Raw genomic sequence first — 18,895 nt, forward strand, 5'->3', positions numbered from 1 at the left:
CTTTTTTAAACTTGGTCAAGAAAAAAACCAAGCTTTTTTACTAATCCCCAAATTCTTGAGCTGTCTTTTCTAATTCACTAATTAACCCATCAATCCATTCTATACTGGAACTCCCATTGTTCTTGGCCCTTCGTAATAAATTTAAGTTACGAGCGGTTGTTTCAAGCTCCCAACTTTCCCTGACTTCTACCAAACATTTAGGTAAAACTTGTTCAGATTCTTCCTTTTCTTCTGCTATTACATGAAGTTCAAGTAAAGTAGCAAAATCCCAGTAGTCGGGATTTCTTGTTTCCAAACGTCTTTTTACTGAGTACTTCACGACAGGTAAAATATCACTCTGTCGGGAGTCCTCTTCCTCTCCAATTTCCATTAATGTAACTGCATTAACGCCCGGATAAGCATCACGCCAGTCAGTTTCGAACCCTTCCAAATAAGCATCAATTGATTTCTTAAGATACCCTACTGCTTTGGGTTTATTCCCGTTGTTTTTGGCCTTTTCCCAAAGATCTTTATATACCCTTCCGAGAATTCCATTAGTTTCTGAACTGGGACCATTTTCATCAACAATTTTAAGCAAAACTTTCTCAGCTTTTTGATGTTGTTCTAAACGGTTTAAGGCAAATCCGAGTTGCTCACGAATTAAAATTGAATTCGCAAGTTCAGGAGCCATTTTTTCGATCAAATCAACCATTTCTCGCCAGTTTTTAACTGCTCTGTGTGATAACAACAGATCTACCACTATGCCAGGATCTGTATCTTCAATAGATACTTTCTCTTCTAATTCTTTTTCTATTTCTGATACAGCCTTTGAACCTTTTTGCCTTGCTCCCTCAAGCTCATCTTTTATTTCCTGCGAATATTCTGCTAAATCCCGAAATGTATCTGTTTTCAAATGAGAAACATCGGGTCTCGGCATATCTGAAATCAATTGGAAAAGTGGACTATCCGTATCAGGATCTCGACAATCGAGTAAACGTGCCCGGATCGATTTTTTTGCTTCTTCAACTTCCTCCGGCAACCCCAATGAATTTAATTCGTAAGGAATACCCCGCAACGGTTTTACATCAAACGGAAGTCGCATGCCTTTGGCAAAAGTCAATACTGTACTATGTGGTCTTATTCCATGCCTTACACCTAATTCGTAGAGCACATTTGGATTAGCAGTAGTTAAATCAGCTACCGCATAATCACAAAGCATTAATCTTTCAAACATAGGCTTATGAATGATGCCTCCGGCCAATTCCTCATCTGCTCGAATCGGTTTTAGATCAGCTTCTTTTATAGCTGGTTTAAATACCTTTTCATACACTTCATCAAACTCAATGATACGTCCATTACTTGCTTCTTTTTCTCCAAATGGCATCAATACAAAACAATAAGGTTTCATAAATGAAGGATTCCTCAGAATTCTAATTATCGTATCGCTAAACCTTGTAAGGCTGATTCACTCCAGCCATGTACTTTTATATTATTTTCAAATAAAACAGGTGGTATTAAGCCAATAGAGTTTTTAAGCTTAATAGCATATACAGATTTATTGTTTTCTAATGTCATTTCTACCTCTTCCCGTACCCATCTACTTGAATATGTAAGATTACCGACCAAAACAATAGTACGTGATGTCCCTTTCATTTTCTTCGATATTGCTTGACGTATTACTGAAACGTTATTTGTATCCCATCTTTTCAGCAAATCTCTTACTCTAAAATTTAGATTTGAGTAATTTGGATTTACCGCTCTTCCTTTAATTGTTAATACCGTGTTCCGATCTGACTCTGTAAAACTAAAGAAAACTACATTTGCCATAGTTATATACCCCAATGTACATTAAGATTAATTGACTTCACTATAAAAGGTTCAAAAACTATTCCACCCCAAAATATCACCTATTAAGCCCGAACACCCCTTACATAGGCATCAAAATAATTAATCAGGCATCAAAAACTGATACCTTATAAAAACAGCACTTACCCAACCTGCACTTCATTTAGCTTCTCTACCTTATCGATAAGCAGCTCAATGATATTTGCTTTATCATTAAATACTCCCTCAATGCCGTCTTCATTGATAAAGCTAAAGGGAGGCTCATAAAGATCAGCAACCTCCAAATGACCATTTTGAGTATAAAATTCGATCATTTGTTTAATAAACTGAATCTGAGTGGAGCTCAATCGTTTGTCTTGCAAAAATTCTTCAAACTCTTTCATTACTGCATCTCGACTGAGACCCGTAGAGGAACGTATAAAATTAATAAGCTCCATTCCTTCACCCAATATTTCGTGAAAATCATCGGTTGACACCTTGGGATCGACCTCCACCAGAAACTCTTCTAATGTCTCAACATCTTTATCTGTTAGTGGTTCGCCATTACGGATTTTTTCGATGATGAGATGATTTTTATGCTCCTCAATAAATTTTATTAGCTTCCTTTTGTACCTTTTTGGGTCAACTGCAGATTCATTGACAGAATCAATTACAGTTGGCTCACCAAAATTATCTTCGAAATTTGTATATACTGGCTCTCTTTTTTTCGCATCAATAAGATGCATTAGCTCACGGAGATTCTTTCGAACTTCGTCGAGCTGCAGTAACTGAGGAGCTTCCCAAAACTCCTCGCTGAGAACCTTTTCTAGCGTCGGCCTTACTTTTTTGACTGCAGGAATATGTCGTTTGGAGTAAAGATTTTCCGACAGCGCAATGACATTATTTTTTGTCGCCCTCTCTTGCAGAACACCATCTAAGAGTTCGTGCTGAATGGTCAACATCAATAAGTCGAACCTTCTGCTCATCTCATCCTCAGTAAGATCGACTGGCACTAACTCTGCCAATTTTCTTACTATCTCCTTTCTCTCATGCGATTCAAGGTGATCCCATACCCCACGGTTTTCCAAACGGTGAATTAATTTCAGATGAGGACGAACCTGAACGCTCTGTTTTTCAAGATTGGAAATTTGCTGATGCAACAGGTCAAGAATTGAATTTCTATAGTTCTGCAGCTCTTCGTCCTGTTTGTATGGATCGTTCTGTAGCTTAGCCGTGAGTAATAGACGCTTTTCAAAATTTCTTGCGCTTAGAGACGCACTAGATGAGTTCTCATATCCCTCTGGATTCTCCTCGAAGAACTCAAAATTGCCACAGTAGTCAAAAATCAGAAATTTTTCTTTATGCTGTCCTGGTCCAAACAAATCAGGCCGCAATCTGGTACCACGACCGATCATCTGATAAAACTTTGCTTTAGATCGTACGGGTTTAAAAAAGACTAAGTTTACCACATCCGGAGCATCGATTCCCGTATCCAACATATCCACTGATATAGCAATAGCTGGCATCTCCCCGGGAGCACAAAATTTATCAATCAGATCCTGCGAATAATCAACCTTATTGTCTATAACCTGAGCAAAGTGTCCGGCATAATGCGGATAATTCTCATCAAATATCTTTTGAATGTACGTGGCATGCCGGTGATTCTTAGCAAAAATAATTGTATCCCCAACACGATCACCTCCTTCAACCTTTATTCCGCCTTCCATCAACTGTTTTAAAACTTTTTCTACCGTATCACGATTATACAGCCAACTATTCAGTTTAGCAGGTGGAATATGATCCGGTATGGCACCTGTTTCATCATCAGCCAAAAGGTCATCATATTCTTTCTGTTCTTCGGGCGATAAATCAGAGTATTTAACGCCCTCAGTGAGAAATTTTCCCAATACAGATATTTTCTTAGGTGGAACCAAGAAGTTATCATCAACAGCCTGATCTAATCCATAAGCGAATGTAGGGTTCCCCTGTTCTGTTCTGAACAACTCATAAGTATCGTGATCAACATCACTCTTAGGTGTAGCAGTAAGCCCTAATAAGAGCGAATCAAAGTAATCAAATATGGCCTGATATTTATTATATACACTTCGATGAGCTTCATCGATGATAACCAAGTCAAAATATCCAGGATCAAATTTTCTTTCCCCTTCTTCAAGTTGCTCAATCTGATTAAGCATGGTCGGATATGTACTAAAAACAACCCTGGCCGAGGTATCATTTTTTTCTTCCACCAGATTGACAATAGGTATATCCGGAAGATGTTCGGCATAAGCCTTGTAAGCCTGGCGCACCAAAGCATTCCGGTCAGCTAAGAAAAGAACACGTTTAGCCCATTTATACCTAAGTAGTACATCAGTAATAGAAATGGATGTTCTGGTTTTGCCCGTTCCCGTAGCCATGGTTAACAACGCGCGCCGATGTCCCTCCTGAAAGCGCTCAGAAACCTTCTGCACCGCCATATTCTGATAGTAACGGCCTGAAATATCCTGGTCCACATCCACGAGATGAAGCTTCTCCTTTTCCCTCTTTTGAAAAAATAATTTCTGCAGACTGGATTTGGTATAGAATCCCAAAGTAGGTCTGGGTGGGTACTGTTTATCATCCCAGACCCATATTTCGTAACCATTGGAAAGAAAAATTATGGGACGCTGCCCAAACTCTTCTTCAAGACAATCAGCATATAATTTCCCTTGATGTTTCCCCTCTTCATAACTTCGTGTCGTTCGTTTGGCTTCCACCAAGCCCAGTGGCTTACCATTGTCATCCCATAGTACATAATCGACATATCCCGTCTCAGATGGATTAGGCATACCATCAACTTCGTACTCACGGACATTGGGCATCCCAGGATCCCAACCAGCTTCCCGAAGCATGACATCAATAAGCAGCTCTCGCGTTTCGGCTTCATTATAATCGTGGTTGTCAGCAAATTTACGGGTCTGTAACCGCATCTGCTTAATCTCACGATTACGTTGTTTGAATTCTTCATCTTTCGCTTCAAGTGATTGCTGTAGCTCCCGAAGTTTCTCCGCCTTTTCTTCCATCTGCTCTTCCAGTACTTTTAACTCCTCAGAAGAAAGAAGGTTATCAAAATCGACTTCTGGAACCTTATTTGGGTCGAACTTAATCTCAGGTTTTGGTTGTTCATCTGTTGTATAGGTTCGATATAACCAGAACAGTACATGAAAGGTCTCTTTACAAATTTGAAGAGCCTTATCTTCCGTTACCTGTTTATTATCATGAAGGGCAAGGTTTCCAGCCTTTCGAATAACATGGATCTTGTTGTAAACCTTGTAATCAACAATCTTCTTAAATGGCATGGCATCGGTAATATTATAGAGACTCGTATCATAAGGAAGGGATAAATCCTCATCATATTCGTACATCCACAAGACTACCTGCTCTATCAAATACCGAGCTCGACCACACGCCCCTCTTGGGTCAAATCGTACCAATTGCTCAACCGCCTTTGCATCTTCTACAAATTCGGGCCAATCTGGCTGTAAAAAATCAAAATTTGACATGATGCAAATAGATTATTGCCGAGTAAAAAATAACCAACGTAATTTTCAATTATAATGTAATAGATTCTTACTTAAATGAATAACTACTTGACTAACCTGTATTTAGTTCATCACTACTAATCATATCCAGAAACTTATTCCCGAAATCAGTAGTCAATTTGTTAAGCTTGCCTGGCATATGCCGACCATCTTCAAAACTTTCAAAAGCTACAAATCCCAGTTCATAGAGCTCCTTCCAGCATTGAGTTATTAGCTTAGCCCGATCTCTATATTCTGGATATATATCGAAGAAAACATCTTTGGATTGCAAAGAATTAAATTCACTCCCTAAATCTATACCCTTTTCTCTTACTATGTCTTCTGGAGATTGAAAAGTTTTCAAAAGCAAAATATGAAATGGACTTATCCTTTCAATCACATTTAAAAAATGATCAGCCCAGTCAAACATTTATTTATCTTTTGAAAGATCGAGAGAGGTATTGATCACAATCCCCTTTAGGGCGTTAATTTTTTCTTCTTGATGATGTTCTTGAGCTAAATTGGAGGCTTTAATCAAAATTGTATTGAATTCATCACTTCCTGCTAAATCTTCGAGCTTTATTTTATCCTGTTCTTCAAGTCTTAAAAGACGAAGAGAGATATCTTTTATCCATTCCTCCCTTCTTTGTATATAAAGAGGTTTAGAAATTGCAGTAAAGGTCTTATAAGCTAGATTGCCAAAAGGGACAAGGTTAGATACAAGCTCAATGGTTTGATGTCTTGCCTCACTTTGTAACTCTTCTCTTTTGTCTCTACGAGAATTCATTTCAATAAGTATTAATTAAGCAGTTTATAAAATCACAGACCAACATAATTAAGTATACTTTCCATGTTAATCGCATTAATAATAGCAACTAGAATCATAACAAAGGTAAAGATCAAGATCCAGAACTGTAGCGTATTGTTAGATTCTGATAGTTTGAGGTTTACTTTAGTAGTAACTAACCTTGATAATCGATCACTAATCCTATTTACTTGTTTGCTGTTAGATTCAATAGACTCAGCAGTTCTTTTTAAAACTTTTTTCCTGGCCTCTAAAAAACTGAAATCTTCTCCACGTCTCTCTGCTATCAAGTTGAAATCGTACATATCAAATTCAAAATCTGGTCTATCAATACTTTGAAGTAATTCTCTGGTAAATGGCGATGAATTCATCTGGAGAGCTGAGATTTCATCATCGATAATCTGAAGTTTCTCCAATGCATCGGCTGGATTCATTGAATCAACTGCTCCCAGTTTATCTCTTACTTTTTTTAACTTTTGATCATACCCAAAGACTAAATCCGTTAGACTCCAAAAACTTAAGGTCTTACTTAAGTAGTGAAGCCAACTAGAAATACTATCAATTCTCTTATCACCATACATCTTCAACTTTTCTTCAGACAAAACTTTTTCAATGTTACCTCCAATGGTTATAGTTGACCGCTTAGCAAGAAATTTTTCATCAATCGTCATATGTAACTCTTTGAGATCGATACTTTTATACACATCATATTCTGTTTCAAACCCAACTATATTCAAATATGACTCATAAGAATTGTGTGTGTCCGTTAAAGGATCATCATTTTCTAATAATATCAATTCCACTGTTGGATGAGCTCTCTCCAAAAAATTGGAATCAAACAATCCCGGAAAGTGTGTTGAAATCCAATTCGTACACTTCGTTCTTAAAAATTCTAATTGGAGGTTGTAAGCTTCTTCTTTCTGATGAATAGGTGCATGATACCTCGTGCCATGCTTAACCTTTTCAGCATAAGTCTCATAATAATCCCTCAATGGTTTTTCTACGGAATTTCTCAACTCATCGACAAAATGAAATTGAGTTGCTAGTATTGTTGTGCTGGGGACAAACTGGTGTAAATACGAGGAAGCATACTTTACTCCTTCCGGTAAGGGAGCGTTAAGAAAAGAAGGTACATTGGGTGAATTATCGGGTTTAATAACACCTATATTATACCAACTACTTCGATATCCTGAAGAACGCATAATATTTAATCGGTCTAAAATATTGCGGTGATGGCTGCGCTCTAACTGATCGACTAAATCTAATTTTTTTATACCATGGATTAAACCTTCGATATAAGAGGGGGGATACGCTTCAAAAACCCATAGAGATGGCAAGTAAATTCCTATGTCTTCTGAGGGTGTTGATCTTTTATTTTTTTCAGGGTCCCGTTTTCTGATATTTTCTATATCCTTCTTTACTATTTCATCAATTTCAGAATCTTCACTTCCCAGATAATTTTCAAGTTTGTCTCTATATTTGGAAAATGGATTCATAAATTTAGTTCTATTAATTATTCAAACAGCTCGTGAAAAGATTCTTGAAGCAAAAGAATCAGACTATTAATTAAATTCCTGAACAATCAACTGTCTTTTTTCTTGAATTGAATCTGACATAATTCTAATCAGTTATGATTTCTTTAAAAAGGTAAATCGTCTTCCCACTCTTCGCTTTCTTTCTCTTCAAAGTCAGCCATAGAGACACTCGGCTTGCCAAAATCATCCATGAATGTGTTGAAAGCTTTTAGCAAATCCGTATCCTGTAGATTCTTGTTGTCAGTTATTCCTAAATGCAATGCTTCAACCTTCTCCTCGGGAAAATCATCAATTTTACTGATCGCTTTTATACGATTTAAAGCTGCTTCTGAATTGTTTGACATCAAAAATAAATCAGAAAGCTTATTGATCAATTTGGATCGTGTTTTATCATGACTACTTAGTATCTGAAAAATTCCTTCTGCAACCTGCCCAATTGTTTTATTATTTGCCTGGAATCCCTGAAACTTCCCAATAAATCCATAGGGATCCATGTTTTTTCTAACCGGTATAACCAGTACTCCCCGTCCAATAGCAACACCGATCTCCTGATCAGTCCAATTGCTCTCTTTAAATCCAGGCATTAGAATAGCACATAATGCATCCATTGAGAAAAGCCCCTTCTCAATTTCTTTTTCCCAGAGCTTAGTTGGTTCAATATCTTCGTGAGCTACAAATGAACTGATACCATAGGGCTCAAGAGCTCTTTTCAATTGCGTAACCTTCACTTTAAATGAAGAAAGATGACTTAAAAACAACCTGAAATGCCCTGGTTTCCAGAATGTCGCTTCATCTTCTTCAACAATCGGAGTTTCAGATAAGGCCTTGTGTTTTATATCTAATTCTGATGCTATTTCCAGGACTATGTCATCATCCACGCCAGCCAGTACTTCTTTTACATAAACCCATTTACTATTTTGACTTGGCTCGTGATCTGTCGGTATCCCATACTCTGTGAAATAGGCATCAATATCCATAAAAGTCATTCTCTCTTGAAGCTCACGACCAATAATACTAATCAGCTCTCTTTTTTCTAACTTATTCATAGTCAAAAGCTCTTTGCATCAACGATGAAAAAAGTTCCTTAGACTTCTCTTCTGACTTTTCAAGAGCTGATCTTTCTTCAATAATTCGCTGCCTAATTGCGCTGAACTTTTTTTGACGCTCCAGACTAGGGACAAGTACCTTAATTTTCTTGACCTCCTTCATGCTCACATTAGGCTGCAAAGAGGTTGAGGCATATCTTTCGATCTCTCGCTTGAAATGTTGTGTATAGATAAATGATGTAATATAATCTTCCGTAACTTTATCGCTGTCTACACGAATTCTAGCAACCCTTTGATTCAATAGAGCTGGCAAGTCATCTTCATGTACAACCACTGCCTTAACTGCATCGAGACTATTAATGATTGGACGCGTTAGTGCCAACAATATGTCTCCCTCTTCCAAAGAGTACCTCTCATGCTCTTCCAAATATGATGAAGGTAAATACTGTACTTCTGACCAATCTATATCTATGTAATGGACATTGCCAATTTTAACAACCTTTATACCATCCTCAGCATCATCAATAAAATTATCACTTTTGAAGGCATATCCTCCCTGCATATCAACCAAGTCACCAAATTCTACTTCGGTTAAGCCTTTTGGATTAGTCACTGGATCTCCAAACATATCTAAAAATATGCTCTGGATTAGCCAGTCATAGCGATTTTGCATTTCATCATCGATATCGATAAGCCGTTGAACCTGATCTAGTTGAGTCGCAATTTCGTTTTGTCTTTTTACTTCCGGAAGTGGGATTTTCGTATTTTTTAAGTACCTATTTAGTTCAAGGTTTCGAATTCCAGTAGTTTTATTTTGGTATAATTCACTTTGACCTTTCAAATATGAATGGAGCAACCCATAATGGACATATTTTGGAACCACACTTTTCTTTGGTCTTAAAGCACTAGTAAAATTACTAAAGAGATATTTATCCCCATTTTGAATATCAAAAAAAACGACCCTACCTACAGGTTGGTTTTTGCTACCTCCAGACTTTTCAATGATTATGTCACCAGGTTTGAGTTTCTTTTCCTTAATTTTCTCTTCAGAAATCTTCCGATAAGCAATATCCTCTAAATCGATGCGTCCATCTCCTGAAAAATTGGTATTCCTTATAACTGGAACACCTTCACATTCTTCTTCAGGCTCGTCTCCCCATTCACCACTTACAGGATCCTCAATAATTTCTGAAACTTTGACCCTCTTCATATCAATTCCTCCAGTTCATCTAATATTTTTATTCTCTCCTCTGCCAATTGTCTAAGCCCTACACTCCCATTTGTTCCATTTATAATGTTTTTGGGATTTTCATATTCAACCTTTTCATATTCCTGTTCTTTATAACGACTAATAGACAAATCGTACTTTTGTTTGACAATTTCTTCTTTGGATACTAAAAAACTTTGATCTGTACGTTTTCGATTTTTTTCTTTATCAATATTTCTAAATCGATTTAGGATATCGGGGATATCATTTTCATCAGTTTTTTCTCTTTTATCATCTAAGGAAAACCCATCTGCTTTCATATCATAAAACCAAACATCATCGGTTCCACCCGATTCAGTTTTCGTAAAGAGAATTACAGCAGTACTTACATTTGCATAAGGTTTAAATACCCCACTTGGCATTGAAACAATTGCATTTAGTTGTTGTTCATCAACTAAGATTCTACGAATTTTCTTGTGGGCCTTTGATTTTCCAAATAGAACCCCTTCTGGAACTACTACAGCAGCACGCCCACCTGTTTTGAGTGCTTTTAAAAATAAAGCAAGGAAGAGCAACTCTGTCTTTTTAGTTTTTGTGGTCTGTAGCAAATCAGTAGCGACACTATCATAATCGAGAGACCCCTTAAAAGGTGGATTAGCTAATATTAGGTCATACTTTTTTCGCAATTTATCAGTTTCAGTAGATAACGAATCTTTATAATCAACCGTCGCCCCCTCAAAACCGTGCATAACCATATTCATATTTCCAATCCGCAACATGCTTCGGTCAAAATCATAGCCGGTAAACATATCCGATTTGAAGTGTTTGCGCACCTTTTCATTGATCATGTCCTGTGCATGATTCTCTCGGATGTATTCTCCGGCAGCCACTAAGAATCCAGCCGTACCACAGGCAGGATCAGCAATCTTATCAAGAGGTTTGGGCTGTGTCAACTCCACCATCATTTTAATGATATGACGAGGGGTTCTAAACTGCCCGTTTTGTCCTGCCGTATTCAGCTTGGAGAGCATATATTCATAGATATCGCCCTTTGTGTCTCGGTTTTTCATGTCAAGCTGATCAATTAGCTCAACTACACGAGACAAAGTGGAAGCTTTGGGGAACATAAAAATGGCTCCTTCCATATGCTTGCGATAGGTATCCCCGTTTTTGCCACCCAATTCTTTAATAAAAGGGAATACTTCATCCCGAATACGCTCAAACATCGCCTTTGGATCGAGCTCTTTAATATTGCGCCAGCGCAAATGTTCTTCATCCGGTCCAAAAGTTGGATTTTTTATGGGTTCCCCCGTACGTTCTGCTTTCTTCTCTTGGCGAAGCTGTTTGTCATCTAATCCTTTGATAAAAAGTAAATATGTAAGCTGCTCGATAACCGTCAGCGGATTTGAGATCCCCGCCGTCCACAGGGTCTCCCAAATTTTGTCAACTTTATTGCGAATTTCTCCTGTAAGCATGTAATACCTGGTTTATAGCTTTACTCTAGTTCTATTAAATTTTCTACTTCCAAAACATCCTGGTAATAGGGATGGCAGGTGAATATAAGTACTTGGTGCTCTTCCGCAAACTTCTGCAACGCACTCGCCGCCTGCTTGCGACGGTCCGGATCCATATCTACCATAGGATCATCAAGTACTAACAAACTCGATTGGTCATTTAAGAAATATTCGGAAGCCGTTAACTTCCAAGCTAGTGCTGTAAGGTCTTTGGTCCCGTGTGAAAGTTTTTCAAAAGTCAATGCCGTCTGTTCAGGAGTTAAAAACGCATCGGGCAACTCACCATCCTGCTTAACCTCCTGAAATCTACCATCGCTCATCTCACCAAGCCAACCTGTAAATGACTCTACCAAAGGCTGGTAGGTTTCATCTTCCAAACCAGCTAAGATATCAGTTGTTTCCTCCTTAACCTTAGCAATACTCTCAGCTTTCTGCTTAATCCTTTCAAAATTTGATGTTAGCTCATTGACTACCTCCTCGTACTCATCTGAACTCTCCTGAGGCGCGCCGCCGTTAAGCTCGGCAAGCTCTTCTCTTAGGTCTCCTCTCTGCTCCTTAAGGTCATCAATTGAACCATCCAGAGAACCCAGATAATTATTAAAGGCCTTAACTGAATCGAACTGCTCCGGCAAATCAGGAAGTTCTTCAAGGCGGCCTTCAATTTCTTTTTTGGAACTGGTCAGATCCGCTCTTTCAGAAAACAGATTATCAATATCATCATCGTACTCATCCTTCCAAGTGCTGAGGGCTTCACGCATTTTGTCCAGTTCATTCTTCAACTCTCTGCGCTTTTCCTGCAACTGGTCACGCTCTTCTTGTATAACGCCCAACTCACGTACACCTTCGACATCACCGGCCTCTTCCAGCTTGGTTTTAAGATCTTCATACTCATCATCCCCCAGCTCGTCCTTAAACTGTCGGGTCGCCTGATTTAGCCTTTTCTTGTAATCTTCATAGAGCTTGTTATCGGAAACAGCATCTTCAAAGTCCTTAACTTCCAGTTTTTCCAATTTTCCTTTGAGCTGCTCCTCCTTAGCCTCAAGCTCTTCGATAACGGATTCCAAGTCATCTGTCGAAGACTTAACTGTTAGCTGAAGGGTATCAGTTTTAAGAGTAACAAACCCTTCCTTTTCTACCTCTAAATCTTCTCCTTTTGAAATTTCCCAGCTAGCTTCCTCCCCATCAATATTACTGACTGTTATTTCAGTATCTTGAAGGGCCGTAACGGAAAGCTTGAGTTTAGATGCTCTTATTGTGGTACGCAGATCCCGTATTGTACCTTTTAACTCCCTTAGCTCAGCAATATCCTTTTCGGTAATCTCCTTAGCTTCTTCCAGGTCTTTTCTTGCCTCCTTGATCCGATTTTCTAGCTGGCTGAGTTTCTCTACTCTTTGCTTCAGATTCTCAATCTTTGATTTTTTTGCAGCCTTTTGTTGCTCTTCGGCTAAATCGTCTAACTGCTCATTCAGTTCTTCAAGTTCTGGAGTCAGGTTCTCGATTTTATCTTCATAAACAGGCCACTTCTTAGCAATCTCTTTAACCCGACCAAACTTTTCCTCAATGGTCTCAAGCTTACTCTCCAATACTTCTCGCTGTTGCAACTCTTCCTGGATCGGTGATAGGTTACTGTATTCTTGCTCTTTTTCACTCAACTCAGCATTTAATTCTTCGAGTTGGCTATTGAGCTCATCCAGCTGCTCTTCATAGGAAATGATTTTGTCATAATGCTTCCGAGCGTTTGCCTTTTGATACCAAGCTTCAAGCACTACTCCAACACCCTGTTGCCAGGGGTTTTGAACTCCTCTGTCTCGGCCACTTGAATCTTTTTGAGGATAGTTTTTATCTCGATCCCATTTACCAAAGTACGTCTTAAATTCTGATTCCACTTTCTCACGGAATTTATCAACTGACATTCCTCCGGCTTCCATCACATTCTGACGCAATACATCACTGAGCTCCTGCTGTACTTCAGAATGCTGATCCATACGCTCCATAATCTCATGCAATCCAGACTGACGAGACATCATAACCTCTCTTACCGTTGAAGGACTTGCAGGAATCAGACTTTCAATAATACTTTGTACATTATCTTCGTCATTAACTTCAGTACCAGCCGGTTTAATTAGTGTAGCCTCCCCATTACGAAGCCCTGGCCTCCACGTCTTTCTGATTTCATAACAAGTATCAGGATCACTTTTATAAATCATAAGCGTAACCCTGATAACATCTCCACCAATCGGTAAAAATGGATCCATTTTATCATCAAAATCTCGACTCGTTAAATTTGATGATGTCAAAAGCCCATGGTGAATCGCATGAAAAATCGTTGACTTTCCAACTTCGTTGGGACCCAATACAAGGTTTAGTCCGTCAGTCAGATTCACTTCTTTCTCTTGAATACCTGCAAATGGATGTAGTTTTATGGACTTAATTTTCATCTTGTACCTCACTAATTAATTCATATGCCGTTTGTAACGCCTCTTCTTGATCGTTTTCAATAAACCTTGATAATAATCGGTCAGGAAAAGATTCCTGCGGAAACTCTTCTTCAACCTGTTCTTTCGTAATTCTCCGCTTTAGGTCCGAGTCATCCAACTTTAGATAGAAGAATGCCTCTCGAAGCTTTGGGAAAATTTCTTCATGCCAACTTTTACAAGCCTCTTCTTCAAGCTTACCGTTAATAGTTAATCGACAGACAACCTCTTGGCTTTCCTCTTGTTCAGCCCTTTGCAGCAAGTTTTCTAGTTCTTCTTTTGAGGTTACATGCTCATCCCAATTTTCAAATCGATATTTGCCGGTCAATAACTGTTGAACGTACACCTCTTTTGATTCCCCGATCTCTACTAACAATGCCGTTCCACCGTGCGGGCAATTTGCTGTGTCAGGTTCAGGAGTTCCTGAATATAATATTCGGTCCTTCTGTCCTGGGTTATCTGGCCATGGCACATGGATATGTCCCAACAGCCAAAGGTCAACCCCACTATCGGACAACTCTTCTTGAGTCATCGGATAGTGTTCATCATTCATATCAGGAGCAACGCCCGGGACACTTCCATGGGCAATCCCGATATTGATTAACTCGGAATCTTTTTCAACGTCGGCAATCCAACCTATTTCGTTTTCTGATGAATGCTTTGAATGACATGGCGCCGGGTATATTGTTGCCGGCAAATCATAGTCTCCCAATGATTTTGGAGCTTTCTCACCTAACACTATTACATGATCATCCTTGGCATCATTAACATATCGCCATAAATCACTTTCGGGCGTCACATAATCATGATTTCCAGGCAACAACAGTACTGGACCTCTTTCAAATCTGTTCAAAATTTGGATAACCCGTTCTACATCAGCTTTGTTCATCCTCGGGCGTTCAAACAGATCACCAGCAATAACGATCACATCACATTGCTTTTCATTCGCTTTGGATATCAGATTTTCAAGTGTCTCATATCGCGCCTCACTTAATTCTTCCGAAACTTCTGCATACCCACTAAATCCCCGGCCAAGATGAACATCTGCAAAATGGAGTATTTTCATAAAACTATTTTCTCTTGATTAATTTTTCAGTTCTTGTAACCAGCTATAGTACCAATCCAAAATATTAAGAAGGGAAAAGGTAGCTGACTTCAAAGTTATATTACTTACGTTATAAGAATAGTCATGGCTGCCAGCTTTACTACATAAGTTTCTTATTTGACTCAATTCCCAACCAATATGATTAGGCACAATCCTATCATTTGCTTTGAATGTATTCTTTTTAGTATCACCATTTTCTTTCACTTCAATATCAACGCTCCGAAATGTAACATAACGTTCACACCAAGTCGCAGCTATTTCATCTTCATCCGTGTCATAAAATTCTTTCGGTATAAATCCCAAATCTGCCATTCCCTTATATAAAGGTTCTAAGAATGTTCTAATAAGAGACAAGTTTGCTCTAATTACTGATTGTTCTTTACTATCTAGGGCATTAAGGATTTGTATCAAGTCAAGTGCTTTTCGATCTGGAAAATATTTGTTTACAAATAGGCTAAATACATTCGGATATTTCTTTTTGTATTTATACATATTAGAATTCTCAATCATACCCTTTAGAGTATCGAGCATCTCATCCTCTTCTTTAAACTTTTCAAAGATGTCAATATCCTCGTACTCAGTAACGTCCTGCATATCTTCGAAATAACCAGTATTAATTACTCTCGGAATTAATTTTCCTTCTTCTCCAAGTTCGCGTAATTTTTTTAATGCTTTATAAGCATGGACGTCCTTTTCTACTGGTTTATCAGCCGAAAGATGCCCTTTCCCATCTAATATTAAACCATCATAAAACGGAAAATTGTCGGTTAGTTCTGCAAGTCCATCTTCTAGATTGTCAAAGTGTATTAACTCAATATCCTTATAAGCTGCATTATCTTCTAAGGAATCAGCATAATCTTCTTCATTTTCAATAATCATAACTTTTAAAAAATCTGACATATCAAATTCTCTTAGGAATTAGTATTTCCATTTCAACATTGTAATAAGAAGGCTCTGTATCATCACCCACAATTCGATCCAAAGAGCCCTCATGTGATTCAATGACTTTATTAATTAAATATCCTCCAAGGCCAGTACCACTTTCTTTGCCAGCCTTTTCCTTAAACCCTTTATACTGTATATCGAAATTAAAACCAGGAGGAAAAGGCTTGCCATTATTCGCATAATAAATTCTCACATTGCCATCTTCAGTATTAGATATCTCAAAAAATAACTCCAATTTTGGGTCTTTAATTCTTCCATGCCTTTCAGCATTAATAATTAAATTTGAAATTGCTTCCTGAAACCAAAACCTATCAATTGGCGCTTCAATTTTATCTCCTTTGCATTTTATAAATGTTCTCTCTTTATCAATATTAAGTCCTTCGAACACCTCCTTGATGAACTGTCCAACCTTTACGAATTCAAGATCCAAAACCGATTTTTTTAGATCTATGATAGACTTCATCTTATGAAGGATATCATTAAGCTCTTCAAACTTTCTATCTATTCTATCAAAAACCTCTGCTACCGATTTAACTTTTTCTTTGTCTTGACCAGTAACAGGCCGGATAGGCATCTCCCAATTAAAGCCCTTTCCCTTTTCTTCCAAATCACTCAAAAATAACTTCGTAGTCGCAAAGTCATTTTTAATAGGGCCAATTTTGTTTTTAAGACTGTGTCGCATATTAGCAAGGATTACCTTTTCCTTTTCTTCATAATCCCGCTCACTTTCTTCTCTTTTTAGCAGAGTTTGCTTGAATTCAAAAACTTGCTTTTCCTGCTCTTCAATTGGAGGAACAAAAAACTTCAGGTCTAATAAATCCCTCAAATTGAGTCTTTGCACAGTAGTTCCCCTCATATTAAGCTCTACCTGAACACGAGTTGTCTCTTGAGTTATCTGATAATGTAAATATTCAGGTAATATCTTGGTCTCATCTGGAATTAGGGCTACAACATCATTTCCAAGCAAAATTTCAGGATTTTTAGAATCAGGAGTAAATACCGTAGGATTCAAACTCTTTCCAATACGATTTACTAAAACAGCCTTAGAACTTATCAGGCTTTTCTTGACCTTGCTGTCTTCAACGGGATATGAAATTTTCTCTAACCCTGCATACCTGAGATGGACAAAGTTTTTTTGGGTGTTTAGATCACGTACCGTCACACAATTAATTCCAGAACTATAATGCCAAGATTCCCAATTTTCACTTGTCTCAAATTTACCATCTTCTTTATTCTCTGCTTTTTTTATTCGAAACTTTCCAAGTACTCTATCTTTAACTAAATCTTTTAAGGATACTATTTTTTCCTTATCACCTGCTAAGAAATGCTTAACCTTTTCTAGTTCTGGATGTATATAATTGGATGGATTTAAACTGTTACGGTTCTCGAAAACTTCTTCAGCGGCAACGAATCTTGAAAATCCCTCAATTTCAGTATGTGTCTCAAAATGTGATTTTGCTTTTTTTGACAACTCCTTAAAATGAGTAGCACTAAATGAATCCATTTTTTGATCAAAATCAGCCAAGAATATTTCATTATGATACTTGCCCTTATCTAAGATAAAAATGAACGTTGGAACAGAGGTATTTTTGAAAACTTTATTAGGTAACTTAATGACTGCTTCAACCAAGCCTTCGTGTACTAACGTCTTTCTTATTTTACTACCACTATTATTTGTAAGAGGGGAGCTTGAAGTGATAGCAACGACTTTTCCATTCTTATTAACAGAGTTCAACATCTTTTGTATGTAATACCACTCAGCAGTCCGGCTATCCCCGTATTTTAAGTAATAAGGGTTTTCATTAAATTTGGGCTTTCTCCTTCCAAATGGTAGCTGTGATATAGCTAAATCAAAATTGCTAGTCTCGTTTTCTTGTAATGAATCACCCTTTATTAAATTAAAATCACGATAGTTTAAAGAAACAAAATTATGTAGGGCTAAAGAATAAATCGATTTATCATTAACATGACCAGCAAAGTGAATATCCTCTTTCCAATTGAAAATTTCCTTTAAAGTCTTGATAAAGAAATTTGGCTCACTAACTACTGGATTGTAAACGCTCTTAACATCTTCTATTTGAATAAACTTACCTATTAAAGAAAAGATCTCATTCGGGATAGAAACATGTAATTTTCCTTCTCCTGTTTTTAATAGATAATCTGTTATCTCTGAGTAGATATCAGAGAAATCTTTATTAGAAAACTTCTCTTTTGAAAAATTAAATTCTGAAAAATCATGAATTATATTTAACAACTGATCACCTTCAATATCATTCAAAGCATCTTGTGAGATATCAAATATCTCGAAATAATCCTCATAAGCTTGCGAGAGATTGTTCTCAAGCTTATCAAAGTTTTTGGATATAGCAGTTTTTAGATCTGATGAATCATTCACGTAATGAAGCTTATTCAGTGGCATTAAGTAGTCATTAAATAAGTTCTTGGTACTACTGCCACTGTAAGTATCTTCAAATCTCTTGTATAGTAAGAGACTTAGAAAAATCTCGTAGTTATCGAAATTACTATTTCTGAAATATGAAAAAAGATTCCACAGCTTCGATGTGATTTCATTTACTGTTTTCTGCTTCTGGGACTTTCTTTGTTTTAACCTTATTTTCTCACCACGTACCGTGAACGTATCAGAATGCTCCCTTACTCTCATAAGTACTTTTGTCGGAGAAACAGATTTATAACTATCATACTTTTTGGACAGTATTTGAGCTATTTCTTCAGCAGTAAGACTTCTCTTACTGTCTTCCAAAACGTTAATAATATCAGTTTTAAAATCTTTACTCATAAGTCTGTATATCTGACTTTTATATCTTGGTTAGTATACCTGCAATTCTCAGACCAACACCATAACAGTTGATAAAAAGCAATAAAAGGATAAATTTAGTATCA

The 18,895-nt window shown here is 37.5% G+C and carries 13 protein-coding genes; all 13 read right to left on the reverse strand.

Annotated features, from left to right (window positions below; genetic code table 11):
- Window positions 1-40: 40 nt before the first annotated feature.
- Window positions 41-1,387: a TRAFs-binding domain-containing protein gene (locus FN808_RS01840; RefSeq protein ID WP_142712827.1), complete on the reverse strand. Its 1,347-nt coding sequence runs from the start codon at window positions 1,385-1,387 to the stop codon at window positions 41-43.
- Window positions 1,388-1,413: 26 nt separating this feature from the next.
- Complete coding sequence (locus FN808_RS01845) at window positions 1,414-1,806, reverse strand: TIR domain-containing protein (protein ID WP_142712828.1); 393 nt, start codon at window positions 1,804-1,806, stop codon at window positions 1,414-1,416.
- A gap of 161 nt (window positions 1,807-1,967) precedes the next feature.
- Window positions 1,968-5,345, reverse strand: a complete 3,378-nt coding sequence (locus FN808_RS01850) for a DEAD/DEAH box helicase family protein (RefSeq protein WP_142712829.1) — start codon at window positions 5,343-5,345, stop codon at window positions 1,968-1,970.
- A gap of 91 nt (window positions 5,346-5,436) precedes the next feature.
- Window positions 5,437-5,793 (reverse strand): hypothetical protein, encoded by a 357-nt coding sequence (locus FN808_RS01855; RefSeq protein ID WP_142712830.1) that lies wholly within the window; start codon window positions 5,791-5,793, stop codon window positions 5,437-5,439.
- Complete coding sequence (locus FN808_RS01860) at window positions 5,794-6,150, reverse strand: hypothetical protein (RefSeq protein ID WP_142712831.1); 357 nt, start codon at window positions 6,148-6,150, stop codon at window positions 5,794-5,796.
- Between the two features lie 32 nt (window positions 6,151-6,182).
- Entirely contained in the window at window positions 6,183-7,664 is a 1,482-nt protein-coding gene (locus FN808_RS01865) for a hypothetical protein (protein ID WP_142712832.1), read from the reverse strand.
- Window positions 7,665-7,807: 143 nt separating this feature from the next.
- Window positions 7,808-8,749 carry a toll/interleukin-1 receptor domain-containing protein gene (locus tag FN808_RS01870; protein WP_142712833.1) on the reverse strand — a complete coding sequence of 314 codons (942 nt, stop codon included), beginning with the start codon at window positions 8,747-8,749 and terminating at the stop codon, window positions 7,808-7,810.
- On the reverse strand, window positions 8,742-9,959 hold the full coding sequence (locus FN808_RS01875) for a restriction endonuclease subunit S (protein ID WP_142712834.1): 1,218 nt from the start codon (window positions 9,957-9,959) through the stop codon (window positions 8,742-8,744). Before FN808_RS01875 ends, FN808_RS01870 begins: the two co-directional genes overlap by 8 nt.
- The gene (locus tag FN808_RS01880; RefSeq protein ID WP_142712835.1) at window positions 9,956-11,431 is read right to left on the reverse strand and encodes a type I restriction-modification system subunit M; all 1,476 of its coding nucleotides are present in this window, start codon (window positions 11,429-11,431) and stop codon (window positions 9,956-9,958) included. The genes FN808_RS01875 and FN808_RS01880 overlap by 4 nt, the downstream gene beginning before the upstream one ends.
- Window positions 11,432-11,451: 20 nt before the next feature.
- On the reverse strand, window positions 11,452-13,908 hold the full coding sequence (locus FN808_RS01885) for an AAA family ATPase (RefSeq protein WP_142712836.1): 2,457 nt from the start codon (window positions 13,906-13,908) through the stop codon (window positions 11,452-11,454).
- Complete coding sequence (locus tag FN808_RS01890; RefSeq protein ID WP_142712837.1) at window positions 13,898-15,010, reverse strand: metallophosphoesterase; 1,113 nt, start codon at window positions 15,008-15,010, stop codon at window positions 13,898-13,900. The genes FN808_RS01885 and FN808_RS01890 overlap by 11 nt, the downstream gene beginning before the upstream one ends.
- A gap of 18 nt (window positions 15,011-15,028) precedes the next feature.
- Window positions 15,029-15,949, reverse strand: a complete 921-nt coding sequence (locus tag FN808_RS01895) for a hypothetical protein (RefSeq protein WP_142712838.1) — start codon at window positions 15,947-15,949, stop codon at window positions 15,029-15,031.
- A gap of 1 nt (window position 15,950) precedes the next feature.
- A complete protein-coding gene (locus FN808_RS01900; protein ID WP_142712839.1) occupies window positions 15,951-18,791 on the reverse strand; it encodes an N-6 DNA methylase in 2,841 nt (946 codons plus the stop codon).
- Between the last annotated feature and the right edge of the window lie 104 nt (window positions 18,792-18,895).

Source organism: Fodinibius sediminis, from assembly GCF_900182555.1.
Taxonomy (GTDB): domain Bacteria; phylum Bacteroidota; class Rhodothermia; order Balneolales; family Balneolaceae; genus Fodinibius; species Fodinibius sediminis.